Genomic DNA, 17,481 nt, shown 5'->3' on the forward strand with positions numbered 1-17,481 from the left:
TACTACTAAATAACATTTTTATAGGTGTTTCAAAGTTTTCACGAAACCGTATGAGGCAAAAGAGACTTGCATACATGTTGCTAGCGGTAAACGTAGCAATAGTAGTGTTAGCTACGACTGTCATGGCCTCCGCGATTTCGAGGGCTACTGCTTACAATGTGCAGGGGCAGGAAGCCGCAAAAAAGCTCGAACTGCCTGATGCCATAGCGCTACTAGCCGGAGCCATAGCTGTGGTTGGTTCAACGATAGCATCGGGTATTGCGCTGAGAAGCGTTGCCACGGCTGGTTTCGCCGCGGTGGCTGAAAAGCCAGAGTTAACTACGTGGATGCTCATTATGGGTGGCCTTGCGGAGGGAATAGCTGTCTACGGCTTGCTACTCGCGATACTAATCCTGGGAAAAATCTAAAAGTCGTCTAAAGCCTGGCGCGAAAGCTATACAACAACGTGGTTTTTCTAGGCATCCTTAATTGAATATGCCACACGCATGATGTTCATTTTTCTCCGAACCTCCCCATAATAGCCCGCGTTAGCTGACGGAAACTAGCTTTTGAATTAGAGAGAGTCGTAGAAGACGAGGTTTCTCAGGATTACCTCTTTGGGCAAGCCGATGGACTTTCCAAGAAGTATCTTTTCGAGGTTTGACGCCTCTAGCCTCGCGTAGTGGTTAAATGCATAGGCATAGGGTAGGGATACCGGGAATTTCTTCTCAAGGGGTTTTACGACGCGCCGAGTAACCTCTTCGAGCGCCTGTCTGAGAAGGTCCGTCGTCGAGCCGCTGGTTCCCAGCTCTCTCGGGGCGACCCCCTGAAGGCCTAGGATCCTTAAGAATGGATGCAGATTCTCGAGTCCTAGAACCCTGCTCCAATACGCTAGCATGTAGCCTGCCTCTTCTTCCAGTGCTTCTAATAGAGCATCCTTTGCCGAGCTAGATATACGTAGAGCTCTAACTTGGCTCATTAGGTGTGCTATGTAAAGGAAGTCTACAAAGGCTTCCCTCTCTGCTACGAGCCCCGTCGTGAACTTTAACTTCTCTACGCCCTGTATCCCGGCTTCCCGTAGGGAATCCCAGAGAGCTCCTTCGGACCTTATACCAGAGAGCCTCGCCGGTCCTACGTGCCTGCCGTAGGGGTAGTAGATGACCGGTCTGGCGTAGCCCAGGATGCTCCTCAACTGTATCTTCACGTTTTCAAACTCTAGCCTGTCCAGCAAGGCATAGAAGAAGGGGGCAAGCTCGCTCGAAGACTGCGCTAGGATCGTGATTCTGGAGACGTATACCCTGTATATCTTGTCGAGCTTTTCCTCCAGTGTGTCTTTCTCGTTTATTATCGAGTACTCGTGGTAGCTCGATATATCGCGCGTTTCCTCTACTATCTGCTCGTAGTCCTCGCGGCTGAGCAACCTTGACTTTAAACCGTGAGCCCTTACGGCTACGTACTCTTCCACCTACCTCCCCCCTAGTAGCTTTACCCGCACAAAGTCCTCTAGTTCTTCGTCGACTACGCGTTCCTCCACGCGTCTAAGAGCAGACTCTAGCTGGGGTATCACGTTCTTTTCCAGGCTATTAACGACCCTGTTAATGTAGAGTAGTTGATCGCTTATCTTCTCAACGGCGACCTCCTTGTTGGCAACGTCGATCATAGTCTTCACGGCGTTCCATAGGGTTTCTACTACCCTGCGGTAATCGGGATCCAGTAGCTTCGACCAGTCGGGCTCTTCCTGTACCCTGGCTTGGGGAACAGGCACCCCTTGATAGCTTACTAAAACATGCGTTATTTTCGGGGGCTTTACGAGCGAGGACATCGACCTGAACTCGTACTCCCCCCTAGACATCCTCATGAGCGCCGCTGTCCTAGCCGCCTCGATGAATTGCTTCTCTGCCTCGGGTCTCTTCTTCAACTCGTCCATTATTGCGAGAAGCTCCTTTGCTAGTTGGTCGCGCCGCATCTGTAGAACGTTCTTCCCCCTCTTTACAAGGTCGAGCTTCCGCCTCAGGTACTGTAGAGTACCCCTCGAGGCGGGTAAGAAAGCAAGCTCCTGTAGAGCCATATGCTCACGACCTGTACTTCGGGTGGTACTTTTCGATGATTTTCTGAGGTATCCTCACGAGCTCCTCCTCTGGGAGTATGGAGAGCACTTGCCACCCGAGGTCGAGGGTCTCCTCGATGCTCCTATTCTCGTAGAATCCTTGGTTTACGAACTTGTTCTCGAATTCCTCCGCGAACTTCAAGAACCTCCTATTCCGCTCGCTGAGCCCTATCTCGCCGATGATTCTCGCCAGGTCGCGCGCTTTGACTCCCCTGGAGTATGCATCGTAGAGCTGGTCTGCGAGATACCTGTGATCTTCTCGCGTCTTCCCGGGACCTATGCCCGACTTCATGAGACGGCTTAGGCTCGGCAGAATATTGATAGGCGGGTAGATTCCCTGGGCATACATCTCCTGAGACAGGAAGATTTGCCCCTCGGTTATGTACCCGGTGAGGTCAGGTATGGGATGCCTGAGGTCACCGCCCGGCATCGTTAATATTGGAAAGAGGGTTATACTACCCTTTTTGCCCTTTATGACGCCGGCCCTCTCGTAAATCGTAGCTAGGTCACTGTACATGTAGCCCGGGTACCCGAGCCTTCCCGGTATTTCTCCCCTCGCCGAGCTAACCTCTCGGAGAGCCTCGCAGTAGTTCGTCATGTCGGACATTATTACCAGGACGTGCATGTCGAGGTCAAAAGCGAGGTATTCCGCTACTGTAAGCGCTATTCTGGGAGTCATCAGCCTTTCTACGGCCGGGTCGTCTGCCATGTTGAGAACCGCTACCAGCCTTTCAATAGCACCTGTCTCCCTGAACTGCTCTAGAAAGAACTCGGCCTCGGTCTTCCTCAACCCTATGCCCGCGAAAACGACCGCGAATTGTTCGCCTTCACCTCTCACTGTGGCCTGTCTGGCGACCTGTGCCGCCAGAAGGTTGTGCGGGAGTCCGGACACGCTGAAAATTGGTAGCTTCTGGCCTCTAACCATGCTGAATAAGCCGTCAATGGCGCTTACTCCTGTCTGTATAAAGTCATGAGGATACTCGCGCGAGATTGGGTTTATGGGTTCGCCGGTTATCTCCCTCAGCTCTCCGGAAAGTATGGGCGGTAACCCATCTATCGGTTCAAATCTACCGTTGAACACTCTTCCGATAACGTCCTCCGAGACTCTGATCTTAAAGGTGGACCCCGTGAACTTTAAGAGAGTATCCGTTTCGAGCCCTTCCCTATCGCCCAGAACCTGTACCACTGCCTGCCCTATGCTCGTCTCGAGTACACGGCCAAACCTCTCGCGGGAGTCCTTGCCGTATATCTTCACGACTTCGTCATAGGCAGCTTCCTCGATGCCGTCAACTATCAGGAGGCTTCCTCGAATCTCCTTCACACCTCTGTAGACCTTGCCGGGGTACATTCGAACTACTTCCTCAAGTATCTGGGCGTCCATCATGCAACCACCTCTTCAGCTTCAACAGCTAGTGTTACACCGTGCCTTTGAGCTATCTCGTCCAGCTTAGCCATAACCCTTTCGTAGAGCTCCTTGACAGCTTGGAGTCCTCTTTCATCCTCCTTCACCCTCATCATCTCGTATATCTCCGGCATTCTGAGTATCTCCTCTATCGAAACCCTCTTTCTAATCAACTCATATGACTTGTCGAAGAAGTCCATCATCATTTTCAGGAGCCAGTACTGCTTCTCAGGCTTGCAGAACACGTCCTCGCCTGAGAGAGCCGTTTGCCGCAGGAAGCCCTCCTTGATTATCTCCGAGGTTAGCAGTATGAGCCTTTGGTCGTCCGGCAGAGCGCCTTCCCCCACAACCGACGCTATCGCCTCGATCTCGCTGGCAACCGTTAGCAGGCGGAGGGCTCTCCTCCTGTACTTCGGAAACTCTGGAGACACGTTCTTCACCCACCACCTCTCAATTATGTCGGCATACTGAGAGAAGCTCTTCAACCAGTTAATCGCGGGGAAGTGCCTCCTGTACGCCAGGTCCGTGTCAAGCGCCCACATCGTACCTACAAACCTAAGCGTATGGATAGTCACGGGTTCGTTGTAGTCCCCTCCAGGCGGGGACACAGCTCCAAGAACGGTAACCGACCCGCTCCTCTCAGGGGATCCCAGCGCCTTGACCCTTCCTCCTCTCTCGTAGAACTCGGCGATCTTGTCGGGCAGGTAGGCCGGGTACCCCCTTTCAACGGGGAGCTCGCCGAGCCTGCCGGCAATCTCCCTCAGCGCTTCCGCCCACCTCGAAGTTGAGTCGGCGATGAGCGTTACGTCGTATCCTTGGTCGCGGTAATACTCCGCTATAGTTACTCCCATGTATATCGATGCTTCACGCGCAGATACCGGCATATTGGACGTGTTTGCAATTATGATGCTTCTCTCGATGATCGGTCTACCGGACTTCGGGTCTACGAGCACAGGAAACTCTTTAAGCATCTCCGCGATCTCGTTACCCCTCTCACCGCACCCAATGTATACGACGATCTGAGAATCGCTGTACATCGAAACCTTGTGTAAGGTTACAGTCTTGCCGGTGCCGAACCCTCCGGGTATAGCGCCGGCGCCCCCCTTGGCTATGGGGAAGAAAGTATCAATTATCCTCTGACCGATGAGCAACGGAACCTCGCTGGGCAACCTCTCCTTGTAGGGGCGCGGCTGCCTCACAGGCCACTCCTGCTTCATGGTCAGCTCTACAACTCTGCCGTCAGACTCAAGGATAACAACGGGGTCTTCGACCGTGTAGTCTCCTTCGGGGACAACCTCCTTCACTTTACCGCTTACTCCGATAGGCACCATTACTCTGTGCTCTATGAGCGGCGTTTCCTGAACTACGCCTATTATATCCCCGCTTGAAACCTTGTCCCCTACCTTCACCGATGGCTTAAAGTGCCATTTCACGTTGCGGGGTAGAGGGTTGACTTTCACCCCTCTCTTCACGAAGGGTCCCACTAGCTCCTCTATGCTTTTAAGCGGGCGTTGCACTCCGTCGAACACCCTTCCCATAAGTCCCGGTCCGAGCTCCGCGACGAGCAGCTTTCCAGTAGCGGTGACAGGCTCCTTTGGTCTAAGCCCGCTGGTATCCTCGTACACTTGCACCGCGAAGCTGTCCTGCGAGACTCTCACAACCTCGCCCAGTAAGCCCTCATTGCCGACGTAGACGACTTCTCCCATTTTTATATCGCTTATACCCTTAGCTATAACTACAGGTCCCGAAACTTTAGCTATGTACCCTTTTCTCTGCCCAGACATAACGTATGCCTCCCGTTTGGATTCGTTGAAATAGAGGGGAGATTAATCCTTTATATTATTTACCACATGCTTAAGCTGCGGTGTACCGTGTAATTAGGTCGCAGTATACCCTGCACACTACTGTGCGTAGCGGATACTCTTTTCGCGTACTGCATACTGTTTATTAAGCGGTAAATCCGTGTCTCGCAGGATGTACCGGAAGAGCATCGCCGTACTGTTTGTAGTTTCGGCGCTGGGAGGACTAACTCTGTGGAATTCCAGCGACTACATACTGGTAACCACGTACGTAGCAAAGGGAGGTGCCGGCACAGTGCCGATCGATGTTTTCTCGAGAAACCTTCTGCTAGCCCCCTCCATTCAAGGGTATCAGGAGAGACTATCCGCGGAGCTCTACATAAATTCCAGGCCCGTTAACTTCACCGTCAAAGTAGACAACGAGGGAAACGAGTACCCTTATGTCGGCGAGATAGCATACACCGGCTTCATTAACGTAACCCTGGTTCAAAGGGTAAGGGTTTACGCTGTGCATTCGAGGAGCTACTTCGGAGTGCCGGCTTCCAGCTCGTGGCCAGCCACTAGAGCAGGGTCGCTTCCACGCAACAGCTTCTGGAGATGTAACACCTCCGCTGTAGGCTTGCGGGATTTGCGAAGTATCTCTAATAGGCTCGCGGCTAACGCTTCGGGGCCGGTGGATTTCGCGTATAAAGTTGCGAGGTGGGCTTTAAGCGAGGCAAAGTACGAGGAAAGCTACGGGGGGATAAGCTGCCCCTCAGCCTTTCTAAAAGAAAAGAAAGGGGCATGCGGAGATTTCTCGGCGTTCATAGCCGCGTTGCTAAAAATTCAGGGGCTAAACGCTTACCTCGTATACTCTCTTGTCGAAGATCAAGGGGCATACCTAAATGTCAGTACGGCTAGGAGCTCCTTCCTGATTAAGGGAGCATACCCACATGTCTTCACGGTCCTAGAAGTAGATGGGTACAGAGTACCCATAGACGCTACTGCAAACGTGGGGGGCGACCCTATAAGGGGGGCTGTTGCCCTCAACAGGGATGGCGTCGTTATCCTCTACAAAGTTGTAAACAGTGATCCGAACGATTACCTCATCCTCTACGCCCCCGGCAACGATGCGCAAGTATACTATAGCATCGTGGTTAAACGAAACCAAGGCACAATCGACGCGGGTTTCGGGTGGTCTATCCTGGGAGTCGCTGTAGCCATCGTCCTAGTGCTGGGGAAGAGGCTCGACGCCTCTGACGACAGAGAATAAGGTAGCATTACTGCCGGAAAACGTCACCGTAGGGCGCGCCCACAGAACGGGCAAATAATGTGGAGATCCCCGTAAGGTAGCTCCCGGCCACAGTATGGGCATCGCTTCGTCTCCGCATTCTCCTCTACAGGAGAGGGGGGCGGCAACTCTATTGCCCGTACGGGGGGCCTCGTCAGTAGGGGCTCGCCCCTTTGGGGCGCCGTCGTTTCCGTCGGTCTACGTACCAGCTGTGGCTGTGGTTGAGGTGTTGTAGTGAGTAGCGGCTTCGGAGGTGGAACCGTTGCTACGGGGGGTTGCCGAGCCTCCTGAGGCTGAGGGGGCTTTACGCCTTCCCTTAGACCATGGTATAGCCTAAGGGTATAGGCCCGGACTAAGGCCTCGAACGTGAAATAGAGACCCACACCTATAGTTGCGACTTCTACGCCTAGAGCTAGGATTCCCCACGAGTTTCCTCCAACAAAGAACGCTACAAGAAATGCGATCAGCCCAGCCGCGGGTACTGCGAAAGCGAGAACCCTGGCTCTTTCCCTGAGCCTCTCCCATTCAGCCTTTTCTCCTGTGCGTGGCGTGCGAGCCAAGACTATAACCCCAGCTCTAAGCGCATAAAAAGGTTAATATTTGTTAAGCTTCTGGCGCCTGCTGCGTAACGAGCTTTTTCACAACGGCTTTTTCGTCCTCTATCTCTAGCTCCGCAACAGCACTTTTCTCTATGAGGTCGAGCACTTCGCCGCTGTCAATTGAAAGCCTCGGGTTTGAGAGCTTTACGTCGAGGCCGAGAGACTGTGCGAGCTCCTGGAGAGTGTAGGTTATATCCCGTACCTGGCTTTTAACCTCTACTAGGGAATCCTCTGCCTGCGACAGGAGCTTGAGAGCCTTCAATAAGGCTTTCCTCGCGTCTTCCGGTAACTGTTCGTTGAGGGCAACGTCTTCGATTAGTTGCATTGCTTCACGGATTTGCCTCCTCATACTGACTATAACTGGTAAATCCGATGTATTAGCCGTATACTTCCGAACAAATCCTTCCATGAAACATATTACAAGTATACTACAAGCGTCGCGTGCAGTCAAAGTACGGCGAAGAGCAAGCGCGTCTACCTAGATTTTCCCTCTACCCCGCCTCCACATAGGTAGCAACGTAATAAGCACTTCGCTACGGCTACAGCCCCTTTTCCGGAACAACCTTCCTCTATTATCTTCAGTCTAACGGTGGGTGGAGGATAGCTAAACACATTCAGAATGCTCGCTACTATGCCTAGCATCGAGGTGGGCTTTACGAGCCTAGGATATTCTAGCTTCACTAAAACCTTCCTGTAAGCTTCAGGGAAAGCCTCCGCAGCCTCTAAGTCTGCCCTTATCTCAAGGGACTTCAAAAGCATAGATGTAAGGATGTACGAGGCGACAGCGTAGAGAGCTAGCAACTCTATTGAATACGAAAAAAGGTAGATGAGGGCTCCCAGGGCTAGCCCAGAGGTGATAAGGAGTAGCGCCCGCAACGCGTCTCTATGCCTTATGTGGGCAGCTTCGTGTACTAGCACGGATGCGAGCTCTTCTTCCGAAAGATCAACTAGCAGTGCTGGGGTCAGCGCAATCGCAGGTGGCAAGCCTAGGCTAAGCGCTGTTCTTCGTTTGTCATCGAGAAGGAAAATGCTTGGAGGCTTTCTTAGCTTCAGTTTCTCAAAAATCGAGCGAAAATCGTATGTTTTAAGCTCAACGTCGCGCGTCAGTATGCCCCAGTAGTGGAGAACATTTGCTACCCGTTCTTTGCTCAAACCCTCTTTTCTACGAAGAGAACTAATTAAATCGAGCTTAGCGAAGTAAACGTTCTCGCTAGTAGTACCCACCTGCCTTATCTTCGCTTTCACAACGACTACTGATCCTTCATCCACTCTAACAGCACGTATACGTAGCCACAGCCGCACCAGTAGCAACGCTAGGATGGAAAGAAGCGGAGAAAGCAAAAGCGCCTCCAGAAGCCTTACTCCGATCAGGTATACTGAGAAGAATGAGAGAAGCGGAAAAACAGCGGCTACTGTATCAATGGAGGGCGCCGGGTGCACGTTTTCCCAGCTTTCGAAGTAGATACTCACAGGGTTACCGCTACGATCTAAGGGTACTATGAAAGCTACTTCTGGCTCCGCCACGCAGTTCGAGAATAAGTATCCATAAACCTTGCGCGAAATTTTCTCCATCTCCTTATGGCTGGATAAGAGCTCTACCTTGTAGCTATAGAACTTACACGTTACCACGACATCCTTTGTCGAAGATCTAAAAACGACTACGCTGCCGCTAATAGGTTCCTTCGAAAAACCGTTCTTTTCGAAAAAACCCTCAACAAGGGAGCGTAACAAGCCAGGGGTTTCTAAACATGCTGGAGGAAGAAAAACTTCTCTTTTTTTATCTGCGGTCATACCTCGTGTCGCGCCGCGAAGCCTTTAGTCTATCTCTATCTCTGCCACTTCCTCCTCTCTGCCCTTCCTGACACCGAAGTATAGGGCGGAGGTTAGCAGTGCTGCGGCTCCGAGAGTCAGCGTCTCCATCACTGTTATGGGGCCAAGTAACGGGATTTCGAAGAGTACTCCCGTGTTTATCGTTATATCTTGGTCTTGGGTCAGGGTGAGCGTAGACTTAGTGGATATCCTCTTGTAGTTCACTTCGATTGTATACTGTGCCCCGGGGAGTTGCTGGAAGAGTGCCTTCCCGCTCGCGTCCGTCTCCATGGACTGCGTAAAGCCACCGTTGTTCGAAACCGTTACCGTTGCGCCAGTGATCGGCGCTCCGAGAGCATTCACGACCTTGACGTTCAGGTTGTACACGGGGCATTTTATCTCCAAGTCAGTGTCTATGAGCGTACCGAGTACCATGGACGCTATATTTGACCCCTTGTATACGCCGGTCAGAGTGTAGACTCCCGGCGCATAAACATTCAGGGTGGCGACACCGTCCGCTCCGCTGACTGCAGAGGCGCTTACGGAGCCTTTAAGCGTGGCTTCTACTCCGGAGATTGGGTACCCCTTGGAGTCCACGAACTTCACTCTGAGCGGCCTCCACTCAATGTTGACCTTGTATGTCCCGTCTTCAACGGCGTCGCCGTTCTTGACCATGACGGCGGCTTCGCCGGGCTCGATCACGGCGGTTCTCCAGGTGCCGAGCCACGCCCCAGTGTAGTTCTCCTTGCCTTGCAATACCTGCCCGCTTGGAGTTTCGATGGAGGTTATCCTGGCTATAGACGGTACCTGCACGACCAGGAACGCGGAGTACGCATTGCCTATATCGGCCTTCGAGATTGTGGCTATTAATCCTCTAGGCGTCCACGTTCCTACCTCCTTGTAGTACACTGGTACGAGCAGCACCTGGATGTCGCGGTTCTCGTTGTTAACCACCTTGACCGCCTGGCCGAACGCTATGTATCCCTTTATCCAGTAGTGCATAAGCAGAGGAGGTATGAGCAGGGACGCCCCTCTTATATCGAATTCTTCCGCCCTGCTAAACACATAGTTCGTCATTTCAGACTCTACTCGAACGTTTGCAGAGAGGGGTCCGGGGGCTACGGAGTACACTACGACTATGAAGCCTAGCGGGTTCCAGCCTGTACGCCCTCTAAGGTTAAACACTTTGGAGGACTTAGCTGGAACGCTCGTTTCGATGTAGGTGTCCTCCACTACGAGCATCGCGTTGGGAAGCTTATTCTCCTCTCCTTGGGCAAGCTTAACGGTGTAAACGCCGAAGCCTACCTTCGATACGTCTACCTCTACATGCTTCGGGTCGAACTTTATAACGCTGGGTCCCAGCTTCTCCTGCAAGTCTACGTCTAACAGGTTTTCCCCGGAAGGTCCTAGTACTCCCGCTACGCTGTAGGGGGCGTAGTTGTCCAGTGTTACCTTGAGGCGCACGCTGGGTAGATTGAGGCCCGTAAACTCTGACGTGTCCACGGTTATGTTGTTGCCCTTAATCGGTTTCCAGGAAGTTTTCCTAAAGTACGTTATGACCCTCACGGGGACTGTCCCGTTAAACCCATTGGAGGCTACTACTACCTCTCCGCTACGGGAAGAGATAGAGGTTATTCTCCCCATTGACTCGCTTATACTGTCGTACTTGACGGGAATAAGCCCGCTCGGCGCTCCGCCCTGGAAGACCACGACTACCCTGTCTACACTGAAGCCCGGAGGCTCTGCTGCCCCCGCTATGCTGATGATACTCTTACTCCCAAAGTCGAGCGTCAAGAATTCCTCGGTACTAAGCGTGATGTCTATACGTGCGTAAAACTGGGGCGTGGAGGATGGTTCTCCGAGGACAGCCCCAAGTATTACTGGCAAGACAAGTGCTAACACCACTACGCCGAGTATTTTCTTCATACCTCGCATCAAAGTAGAGGGGATAAACCACGGTAATTATCCGTTCAATCAGCCATTAGCGAAAAACATCTGTAAGAAACACGTATTACGTGCGCTCTTCTCCCCGAGACATACGCTACCTGTTGCATTCAAAGTCTTCGAATACCTGCATAGAGCCGCCGAGAAGCCGCGCGAGAAATGGCCGGTAAAAAATCGCGGAAGATTTATATGGGCGCGCGCATTCAATGCAAGTTCGGGTAGCTCCCGGGCCGGGGTAGCTCAGCCAGGTGGATTCCCGCCTTAGGGAGAGCCGAGAGCACTCGGCTGTTAACCGAGCCGCGTGCTACCAGTAGCACGCGCGGGAAGGGTCCCGGGTTCAAATCCCGGCCCCGGCGCCACTCCTCCCGAATTTGCCTGCTTCTGCACAGCATCACGAGGTTTGGGGTCGCCTGCATGTTCCTGGGAGTTCAGATTCTTTTGTTTCTCTTTTTATCTCTTACTCGACCGCGGTTTCTTTTTGCAAAAAATTAAAGTACCTTTAAAACTGTTAACCAACATGAAGACTTATGAGCGAAAAAAGCCCGAGGACTAGGCAACACGAGATCCCTTTAGCCCCTCTTAGAAGGATATTCCGCAGCCAGGGCGCTGAGCGTATAAGCGACGACGCGGTGGTTTTCCTTAGGGAGTATTTAGAGAAGCTTGCAAGGGAAATAGCCTTAGAGGCGATAGAGGCTTCTAGGCATGCAAACAGGAGGACAGTAACGGACGAAGATGTGAAGTTTGCTATCTCGAGGCTTCAGAGAGCGCATTCTTCACAGACTCTTTAAAGCCCGCATACTTCGCTCGCGCGAAAAAATATTTAAAGGAGCAACGTTGAAGAGCGGGGGGTAGGCATGGGGAACGTCCGTTCAAAGCTGGTAAAGCGTACAGCGAAGATGTTAGTGGAGCAGTACCCAGACGCATTCACTGTAGACTTTGAACTCAACAAGAAAAAGCTAATGGAAATAGCGGATATCCCGTCTCGGCAACTACGAAACCAGATAGCTGGCTATATAACTCGTCTAGTCCGAAGAAAGAAGCTCATAGAACAAAGGCTTAGCATGCGCCAGGAAATAACGATGACTGACGAAGAAGAGTACATTAGACGCATCGAGGGGTTCTCCACTTCTTCTACAGCATAAAAGGCCATCGAAGAAGTTTTGCAACGAAGATCGAACGAGATTCAAGCATAGACCGCTTCGCATGCAAAGAATTTATAGGCGCAGCACAACTTCTCAACATGTACCTGCAGGCGGGGGTGCCCGAGCCAGGACAAAGGGGGCGGACTGCCTGGACGTATGGCCCAAACTTAAGATCCGCTGGCGTTGGCCTGCCCGGGTTCGAATCCCGGCCCCCGCACCACCTTCTCCCACGTGTGCAACTCTTGTGTAGCTGTTCGTACGCCTTCCCTTTTCCCGTTCACGCGAAGTATTTAAGGCGGAATGTTATGGCGAGATTGATGCGCGGCGTGGTTAGGAGTGTTGGGAGGCTTGGCTACGCTTTGGTTGAGAGAGTTGGGATTGCTGGGGATGGGGTTGAGGTGGAGGTTGAGATTCCTGTTAGGGTTTTGCGGGAGGCTGGGTTGGGCTTGAGGGAGGGGGTTGAGGTGGTGTTCGAGGTTGCCAGGGAGGCTGGCTCTATCGACGAGTGGAGTGTAGTGATGCAGGGGGAGGTGTACTTGAAGAAGGAGGGTGAAAGCGCGGTCTACGCATCCCTCGGAGGCCTACAACTAGTAGTGAAGTCGCCGAAAATCTACAACGAGTTCAACGTAGGCGACAAAGTATACTTCAAGCTAGCCCCCGCATAAACACGCGAGGTTGAGCTACAATGCCCGGGGTATCCGTAGAGAAGATTCTGGAGTGGGCTCGCAATACTAACTCCACCGTGGAGTTCTTCTTTGAAAACTCTCCATACAGGATACGGATAGACAAGCTCATACGGGCGGTAGATCCCTCCGGGAACATAGTTCCATGGACCCGCGCTTTCGGAGTAAAAAAGCCAGCCGACGTTCTAGCTACGTTCCACGTGAAGAAGATCGTCGTAAAGAAAGAGGGAGAAGAGAAAGAGTTGAGGAGCTTGGAGGAGCTTTCAACGCTCGTTTAAGCCTTCACACCCAAAGCGTCCACTCCCCCTACGCGCAAACAATACGCGATAAAAACATTTAATAATTTAGAAAAAGAACATTCAATGGGTGCCTATCTTGCCGCGAGTGATTTCCGAGAAAAACTTGACCTACGCAGAGGCGTTAGAAATACTGTTGAAAGAGGAGTCTTCTAGAGAGCTTACCAGCATAGAAAGGTACACCCTGGAGTACCTAAGAAAGTTCTCGAAAGTTCGCGATGCGCAAACAGCGAGAAGCCTCGTAGAGAGGCTCATGAAGGAGTTTGACATACCGGAAGACGTCGCAGTTCAAATAGTAAACGTGAAGCCCGCAGACCCTCAGGAGGCCAAGATTTTTGTTTCGCATTTGAACAAAGTGTTTACGGATAAAGACTTTGCGAGGATAATAGAGATTCTCTCGTCCTCAGAGTAGAAGAACCATTAAGGGAGGGATGAAGATTGTTCCGAGGAGATTATCAAAGAAAGCCCTACAGACCTCTGGACGAGAACCTAGTCGTACTCGATATGCTTCCATACGGCGACGCAGTTAGAGGTATAAAGTACCCTCTTGTTCAGACTATAGGAGAGTATAGGTTTCTACTCGTAGAGCTGAAGTCTACAACCCCCCAGGCACCGTCCCTCAAGCCCCTTGACAGGATTTCATCGGAGTACCTGCGCGAAGCTAGGTTGCTTTCCTTCGCCAGGTATCTGACGTACGACGAGCTTTCTGCGACTGCAAAGGCGAACCTGGTAGAAGCAGTGACGGCCATAGTGAAGGTTCAGGAGAAAAGGTTCGTAGACTTTTTTAACAATGCTCAGCCGTTGTCGAAGAAGGCGCACACGCTAGAGCTCCTCAAAGGTATAGGTAAAAGGACGCTGTGGAAGATACTCGATGAGAGGCGGAGAAAGCCCTTCGAGTCCTTCGAGGATATAAAGGCGAGAGCTGATATAGACCCTGTCGAGCTGATAGTAGAAAGGATACTCGAAGAGCTTAAAGAGCCTCAAACAATTTATATCTTCGTAAACCCGCCTTACGGACCCGTAGCTAGAAGTGGTAGAAGGGAGGGGTTCCGTGAGTACAGGTACTAGCGCCAGCTACAAGAGGGATAATGCTTTCTACGCGCTAGACAAGGTAGAGAGGATACTACTGGACGGGTACTCTCTATGCGACGCCTGCACGGGTAGGCTTTTCGGTCTGAGAGGCTACGGGCTCTCGAACACCGAAAGAGGACGTGCCCTCAAGACACTCCTGATCATGAAGGCTTTTCAGGCTTCTCCTAGGCAGGCAGACCTGGAACTCTTACGTGTACTGGCAAGGACGGGGTTCGAGCCCGCCCGGGAACTCTTAAAAAAGCTTTCAGGAGAAGATGTAGAAGTCAAGGCGTGTAGTATTTGCGAGGGGCTCACGGGCAGGTACTACGAGCTTGCGCTAAGAGCTGTCGAAGAGGCGAAAAGCTACGAGTTTAACACGTTCGAGGTAGGCGTAAGGATCGACGCCGAGGTGATTCGCCGGGAGGAAGAGCTCTGGCGCAGGTACGGCCTGGAGAGCGCGGAGAGCATACGGAACGAGGCGAGCAGGGAAGTAGGGAAAATAATCTCTAAGCTGACCGGGAAGGAGTATTCTAGGAACAATAGCGAGTTGCTGATAATAGTCGACTTGTCGGCGGGCGCAATAGAGCTTCACCCGGCCCCCGTGTTCGTGTACGGTAGGTATAGGAAGTACGCGAGAGGGCTACCCCAAAACCCCTGGCCGCAACCCGACGAGAGGATAAAGTTCAACACAAGTATAGAGGAGCTGATAGTTAAACCCGCACTTGAACTATTCGAGGCCGAGAAAGCGAAGTTCCACGCCGCCGGGAGAGAGGATATAGACGTGCGCACGCTTGGAACTGGAAGACCCTTCGTACTTGAGATAAAGAAGCCGCGTAAGCGAAACATTGACCTAAAGGTTCTCGCAGAGAAGATAAACTCGGGTGCAGGGGGGTTAATAGAGGTTCTGGACCTCGCGTACACCGACCGGAAAACGATAAAGAAGCTGAAGAGCCTGGCATCAATAGCTAAGAAAGCCTACGTAGCCAGGGTAAAGTTCGAGAAACCTGTCGACGACGAGAAACTTGCAGAGATCTCTAAGGTTTTCTCCAACGCAGTTATTAACCAGCGTACGCCTACGAGGGTTCTCCACCGCCGCGTAGACAAGCTTAGGAAGAAGATTGTCTACAGGTTGGAGGCGAGAAAAATCTCCCAAGACGAGGTAGAGTTCTACCTAGAAACTCAGGGAGGCTTTTACGTGAAGGAGTTCATACACGGCGATAACGGGAGGACTACTCCGAGTATAGCGGAGTTCCTTGGAAACAACGTCCTAAGCATAGAGCTCGACGTAGTCAGTATAGAAGAAACTGCGGCCTAGAATTCGCTAACATTCTACGCGGACTGCTGGGGAGTAGTCAACGGCTTAATGTGCTCCTTCGTCGTGATTATCTTTTTCACCTTGCTCCCGAGGACTACCTCGATAACGTAGGCCCGGCCCCTCTTCTCAACTACGCGGCCTACCCTTCCCTGATAGCGCCTGTGCGGCGCAGTCTCTATGAACGTGGGGTCAATGTCTATTACTACTCTGTCTCCAGGGTTGTACTCGTACATTAGCCTGCTAAGACCCCCGTAACCCCTTCTCCGCGGATGCTTGCGCAACAGCTTTCTGCCTCTGTTCCGGTACCCATGCGAATGCCGCATAGTACTGCACCCCTACCAGTCCCACATTCACGCATTTTAAAGCTTTACGCACACGAGCGAATTTAATATAAGACTTAACTAGCTCTTTTCCCCGCGCGTACTTATGGTTTGGAGTGAAGTATTTGAGATAAAGGAGGTAGACCTGCTCGGCAGGATAGGTAGCATCTCCACGCGTAGAGGAAACGTTGAAACCCCGACCTTGACACCGGTCATCAACCCCTCCAAGCCAGTACTCGAACCCCGAGAAATACAGCAAATGGGCTTTAACCTTATAATGACTAATAGCTACATCATAAAGCGTCAGTACGGGGACTTAGCAAAAGAGGTTAAGGTACACCAATTGCTCGGCGTCGACACACCGGTAATGACGGATTCCGGTGCGTACCAGCTCATGGTTTACGGGCGCGTAGAGGTAGACCCGCTGGAGATAGTCAGGTTCCAAGTAGAGATAGGGTCAGACATCGGGGTCATACTCGACATACCCACGAAGAAGGGTGTTCCACGGGGACAAGTTCTCGCGGAGGTCGAGGAGACGCTGAGGAGAGCCGAGGCATCCTTAGCCGTGGAGAGGGACGGGATGCTTCTCGTAGGACCCGTGCAGGGAGGCTTGTACACGGACATTGTGGCCACCGCCGCTCGGAGGCTCGGGGAAATGCCGTTCGATGTCTACGCGGTTGGAGGCCCTACACAACTAATGGAAGAGTACGACTTCTCGGAGCTTGTGAAGCTAGTTATGACGGCTAGACTAAACCTCCCATGGGAGGCCCCACTCCATTTGTTCGGCGCCGGTCATCCAGTGATGCTCCCGCTAGCCGTGGCGATGGGCGTAGATACTTTCGACTCAGCTTCATACGTGCTTTATGCTCGTGACGACAGAGTGTTCACTTCTAGGGGTACGTTGAGGCTCGGAGAGGTAGAGGAGCTACCCTGTAACTGTCCCGTTTGCTCGAAGTATTCCGCGAGAGAGCTAAGAGAGCTACCGAAGCAGGAAAGAGTGGTTCTGCTGGCGCGCCACAACCTCTACGTTATCCAAAAAGAACTTAAGGAAATTCGCGAAGCCATACACGAGGGACGGCTATGGGAGCTTCTCGAGGAAAGATCAATGACGCACCCATCCCTTAGAGATGCTCTCAGAGTCTTCGCCCGGTACGCTGAGTACATCGCTAAGAGGCACCCCGTAACAAGGTCGCCGGTACAAGGCTTGTTCTTCTACAGCGGGCTCAGCCGGTATAGGCCCGAGGTTGTTAGGCATGTAAACAGGCTTGCTCAAAGGTACAAGAGGGCGAGAGACACGCTCGTAGTGTTCGAAGAGACACCTCAAAAACCCTTTACTCGCGCCGGGCTCGTGAAGGAGATCTTAGGAGCAGACCCGATGCTCCCAGTGGATGTCGACGTCGCTGTACTTTCGGGAGCTTTCTCTGTCATACCGCTAGAGCTGGATGGCTTTTACCCGTTATCGCAGTACGAGGCTAGTGGAGAGGTATTCAGAGAGGCGGTGGACGAAGTGCTCGCCGACTTAGCGTGGTTCGTTTTAAGCAAGGGTTACAGGCGTGTAGTGCTGGTCTACCACTCGTTGCCCAAAGTATTCCTGGATAAGTTGAAAGAAAGACTATCCTTGGAAGGCGTGCTTCTGGCTTACGTTGAGGTTGAGAACTACGACGAGGCCCTTTTAAACCCATCCGCTGTTGCAGGAAGGATAAGGAGCATGATCTCCTTCCTCGAGTCTATCGCATAGGCACCCG

Annotated in this window: 18 protein-coding genes and 2 tRNA genes; 12 read left to right on the top strand and 8 right to left on the bottom strand. The window is 52.2% G+C overall.

What is annotated here, in order from left to right; translation table 11 throughout:
* Positions 1–50 precede the first annotated feature (50 nt).
* Positions 51–407, top strand: coding sequence for an ATP synthase subunit C (locus tag TPEN_RS01720; protein WP_011752012.1), 357 nt, complete (start codon positions 51–53; stop codon positions 405–407).
* Between the two features lie 146 nt (positions 408–553).
* Here the strand turns inward: TPEN_RS01720 and TPEN_RS01725 are convergent, their stop codons facing one another.
* The 4 genes from TPEN_RS01725 to TPEN_RS01740 are packed head-to-tail and all read right to left on the bottom strand — an operon-like array spanning position 554 to position 5,272.
* Positions 554–1,444, bottom strand: coding sequence for a V-type ATPase subunit (locus TPEN_RS01725; protein WP_011752013.1), 891 nt, complete (start codon positions 1,442–1,444; stop codon positions 554–556).
* Positions 1,445–2,047, bottom strand: a complete 603-nt coding sequence (locus TPEN_RS01730; RefSeq protein WP_011752014.1) for a V-type ATP synthase subunit D — start codon at positions 2,045–2,047, stop codon at positions 1,445–1,447.
* 4 nt (positions 2,048–2,051) lie between these two features.
* Positions 2,052–3,470 (bottom strand): V-type ATP synthase subunit B, encoded by a 1,419-nt coding sequence (locus TPEN_RS01735; RefSeq protein ID WP_011752015.1) that lies wholly within the window; start codon positions 3,468–3,470, stop codon positions 2,052–2,054.
* On the bottom strand, positions 3,467–5,272 hold the full coding sequence (locus tag TPEN_RS01740; RefSeq protein ID WP_011752016.1) for a V-type ATP synthase subunit A: 1,806 nt from the start codon (positions 5,270–5,272) through the stop codon (positions 3,467–3,469). Before TPEN_RS01740 ends, TPEN_RS01735 begins: the two co-directional genes overlap by 4 nt.
* A gap of 190 nt (positions 5,273–5,462) precedes the next feature.
* Between TPEN_RS01740 and TPEN_RS01745 the strand changes: the two genes are divergently transcribed.
* The gene (locus TPEN_RS01745; protein ID WP_011752017.1) at positions 5,463–6,539 is read left to right on the top strand and encodes a transglutaminase domain-containing protein; all 1,077 of its coding nucleotides are present in this window, start codon (positions 5,463–5,465) and stop codon (positions 6,537–6,539) included.
* A 621-nt stretch (positions 6,540–7,160) separates the two neighbouring features.
* Here TPEN_RS01745 and TPEN_RS01750 read toward each other — a convergent pair.
* From TPEN_RS01750 to TPEN_RS01760, 3 genes are all read right to left on the bottom strand, one after another.
* Positions 7,161–7,505 (bottom strand): hypothetical protein, encoded by a 345-nt coding sequence (locus TPEN_RS01750; protein WP_148677886.1) that lies wholly within the window; start codon positions 7,503–7,505, stop codon positions 7,161–7,163.
* 125 nt (positions 7,506–7,630) lie between these two features.
* Positions 7,631–8,947 carry a M56 family metallopeptidase gene (locus TPEN_RS01755; protein ID WP_011752020.1) on the bottom strand — a complete coding sequence of 439 codons (1,317 nt, stop codon included), beginning with the start codon at positions 8,945–8,947 and terminating at the stop codon, positions 7,631–7,633.
* Positions 8,948–8,971: 24 nt separating this feature from the next.
* On the bottom strand, positions 8,972–10,900 hold the full coding sequence (locus tag TPEN_RS01760; protein ID WP_011752021.1) for a carboxypeptidase-like regulatory domain-containing protein: 1,929 nt from the start codon (positions 10,898–10,900) through the stop codon (positions 8,972–8,974).
* Positions 10,901–11,138: 238 nt separating this feature from the next.
* Between TPEN_RS01760 and TPEN_RS09670 the strand changes: the two genes are divergently transcribed.
* The 9 genes from TPEN_RS09670 (at position 11,139) to TPEN_RS01805 (ending at position 15,416) form a co-directional block, all read left to right on the top strand.
* Positions 11,139–11,268: transfer RNA gene (locus tag TPEN_RS09670), tRNA-Asn, on the top strand.
* Positions 11,269–11,436: 168 nt separating this feature from the next.
* The gene (locus TPEN_RS01770) at positions 11,437–11,697 is read left to right on the top strand and encodes a histone family protein (protein ID WP_011752022.1); all 261 of its coding nucleotides are present in this window, start codon (positions 11,437–11,439) and stop codon (positions 11,695–11,697) included.
* A 66-nt stretch (positions 11,698–11,763) separates the two neighbouring features.
* Complete coding sequence (locus TPEN_RS01775; protein ID WP_011752023.1) at positions 11,764–12,051, top strand: 30S ribosomal protein S17e; 288 nt, start codon at positions 11,764–11,766, stop codon at positions 12,049–12,051.
* Positions 12,052–12,161: 110 nt separating this feature from the next.
* Positions 12,162–12,271, top strand: a tRNA-Leu gene (locus TPEN_RS01780).
* An 85-nt stretch (positions 12,272–12,356) separates the two neighbouring features.
* A complete protein-coding gene (locus tag TPEN_RS01785; RefSeq protein ID WP_187146342.1) occupies positions 12,357–12,716 on the top strand; it encodes a hypothetical protein in 360 nt (119 codons plus the stop codon).
* Positions 12,717–12,736: 20 nt separating this feature from the next.
* A complete protein-coding gene (locus TPEN_RS01790; RefSeq protein WP_011752025.1) occupies positions 12,737–13,012 on the top strand; it encodes a hypothetical protein in 276 nt (91 codons plus the stop codon).
* A 106-nt stretch (positions 13,013–13,118) separates the two neighbouring features.
* Complete coding sequence (locus TPEN_RS01795) at positions 13,119–13,442, top strand: Rpb4 family DNA-directed RNA polymerase subunit (protein WP_245534203.1); 324 nt, start codon at positions 13,119–13,121, stop codon at positions 13,440–13,442.
* A gap of 26 nt (positions 13,443–13,468) precedes the next feature.
* Positions 13,469–14,098, top strand: coding sequence for a DUF655 domain-containing protein (locus tag TPEN_RS01800; protein ID WP_011752027.1), 630 nt, complete (start codon positions 13,469–13,471; stop codon positions 14,096–14,098).
* Entirely contained in the window at positions 14,082–15,416 is a 1,335-nt protein-coding gene (locus tag TPEN_RS01805; protein ID WP_011752028.1) for a tRNA pseudouridine(54/55) synthase Pus10, read from the top strand. The genes TPEN_RS01800 and TPEN_RS01805 overlap by 17 nt, the downstream gene beginning before the upstream one ends.
* A 14-nt stretch (positions 15,417–15,430) precedes the next feature.
* Here TPEN_RS01805 and TPEN_RS01810 read toward each other — a convergent pair whose 3' ends face one another.
* On the bottom strand, positions 15,431–15,739 hold the full coding sequence (locus tag TPEN_RS01810; RefSeq protein ID WP_011752029.1) for a 50S ribosomal protein L21e: 309 nt from the start codon (positions 15,737–15,739) through the stop codon (positions 15,431–15,433).
* A 103-nt stretch (positions 15,740–15,842) separates the two neighbouring features.
* On the opposite strand from TPEN_RS01810, the gene tgtA reads away from it, so the two are divergent.
* Positions 15,843–17,474, top strand: a complete 1,632-nt coding sequence (gene tgtA / locus TPEN_RS01815; protein WP_011752030.1) for a tRNA guanosine(15) transglycosylase TgtA — start codon at positions 15,843–15,845, stop codon at positions 17,472–17,474.
* Positions 17,475–17,481: the final 7 nt, after the last annotated feature.

This window comes from Thermofilum pendens Hrk 5 (assembly GCF_000015225.1).
Lineage (GTDB): Archaea > Thermoproteota > Thermoprotei > Thermofilales > Thermofilaceae > Thermofilum > Thermofilum pendens.

What these genes read in the sequence shown, in the direction of transcription:
- TPEN_RS01735 (WP_011752015.1), bottom strand. Translation starts at nt 3,470, where the DNA reads ATGATGGACGCCCAGATACTTGAGGAAGTAGTTCGAATGTACCCCGGC.
- TPEN_RS01790 (WP_011752025.1), top strand. Translation starts at nt 12,737, where the DNA reads ATGCCCGGGGTATCCGTAGAGAAGATTCTGGAGTGGGCTCGCAATACT.
- TPEN_RS01745 (WP_011752017.1), top strand. Translation starts at nt 5,463, where the DNA reads ATGTACCGGAAGAGCATCGCCGTACTGTTTGTAGTTTCGGCGCTGGGA.
- TPEN_RS01760 (WP_011752021.1), bottom strand. Translation starts at nt 10,900, where the DNA reads ATGCGAGGTATGAAGAAAATACTCGGCGTAGTGGTGTTAGCACTTGTC.
- tgtA (WP_011752030.1), top strand. Translation starts at nt 15,843, where the DNA reads ATGGTTTGGAGTGAAGTATTTGAGATAAAGGAGGTAGACCTGCTCGGC.
- TPEN_RS01720 (WP_011752012.1), top strand. Translation starts at nt 51, where the DNA reads ATGAGGCAAAAGAGACTTGCATACATGTTGCTAGCGGTAAACGTAGCA.
- TPEN_RS01755 (WP_011752020.1), bottom strand. Translation starts at nt 8,947, where the DNA reads ATGACCGCAGATAAAAAAAGAGAAGTTTTTCTTCCTCCAGCATGTTTA.
- TPEN_RS01775 (WP_011752023.1), top strand. Translation starts at nt 11,764, where the DNA reads ATGGGGAACGTCCGTTCAAAGCTGGTAAAGCGTACAGCGAAGATGTTA.
- TPEN_RS01730 (WP_011752014.1), bottom strand. Translation starts at nt 2,047, where the DNA reads ATGGCTCTACAGGAGCTTGCTTTCTTACCCGCCTCGAGGGGTACTCTA.
- TPEN_RS01770 (WP_011752022.1), top strand. Translation starts at nt 11,437, where the DNA reads ATGAGCGAAAAAAGCCCGAGGACTAGGCAACACGAGATCCCTTTAGCC.
- TPEN_RS01785 (WP_187146342.1), top strand. Translation starts at nt 12,357, where the DNA reads ATGGCGAGATTGATGCGCGGCGTGGTTAGGAGTGTTGGGAGGCTTGGC.
- TPEN_RS01810 (WP_011752029.1), bottom strand. Translation starts at nt 15,739, where the DNA reads ATGCGGCATTCGCATGGGTACCGGAACAGAGGCAGAAAGCTGTTGCGC.
- TPEN_RS01750 (WP_148677886.1), bottom strand. Translation starts at nt 7,505, where the DNA reads ATGAGGAGGCAAATCCGTGAAGCAATGCAACTAATCGAAGACGTTGCC.
- TPEN_RS01740 (WP_011752016.1), bottom strand. Translation starts at nt 5,272, where the DNA reads ATGTCTGGGCAGAGAAAAGGGTACATAGCTAAAGTTTCGGGACCTGTA.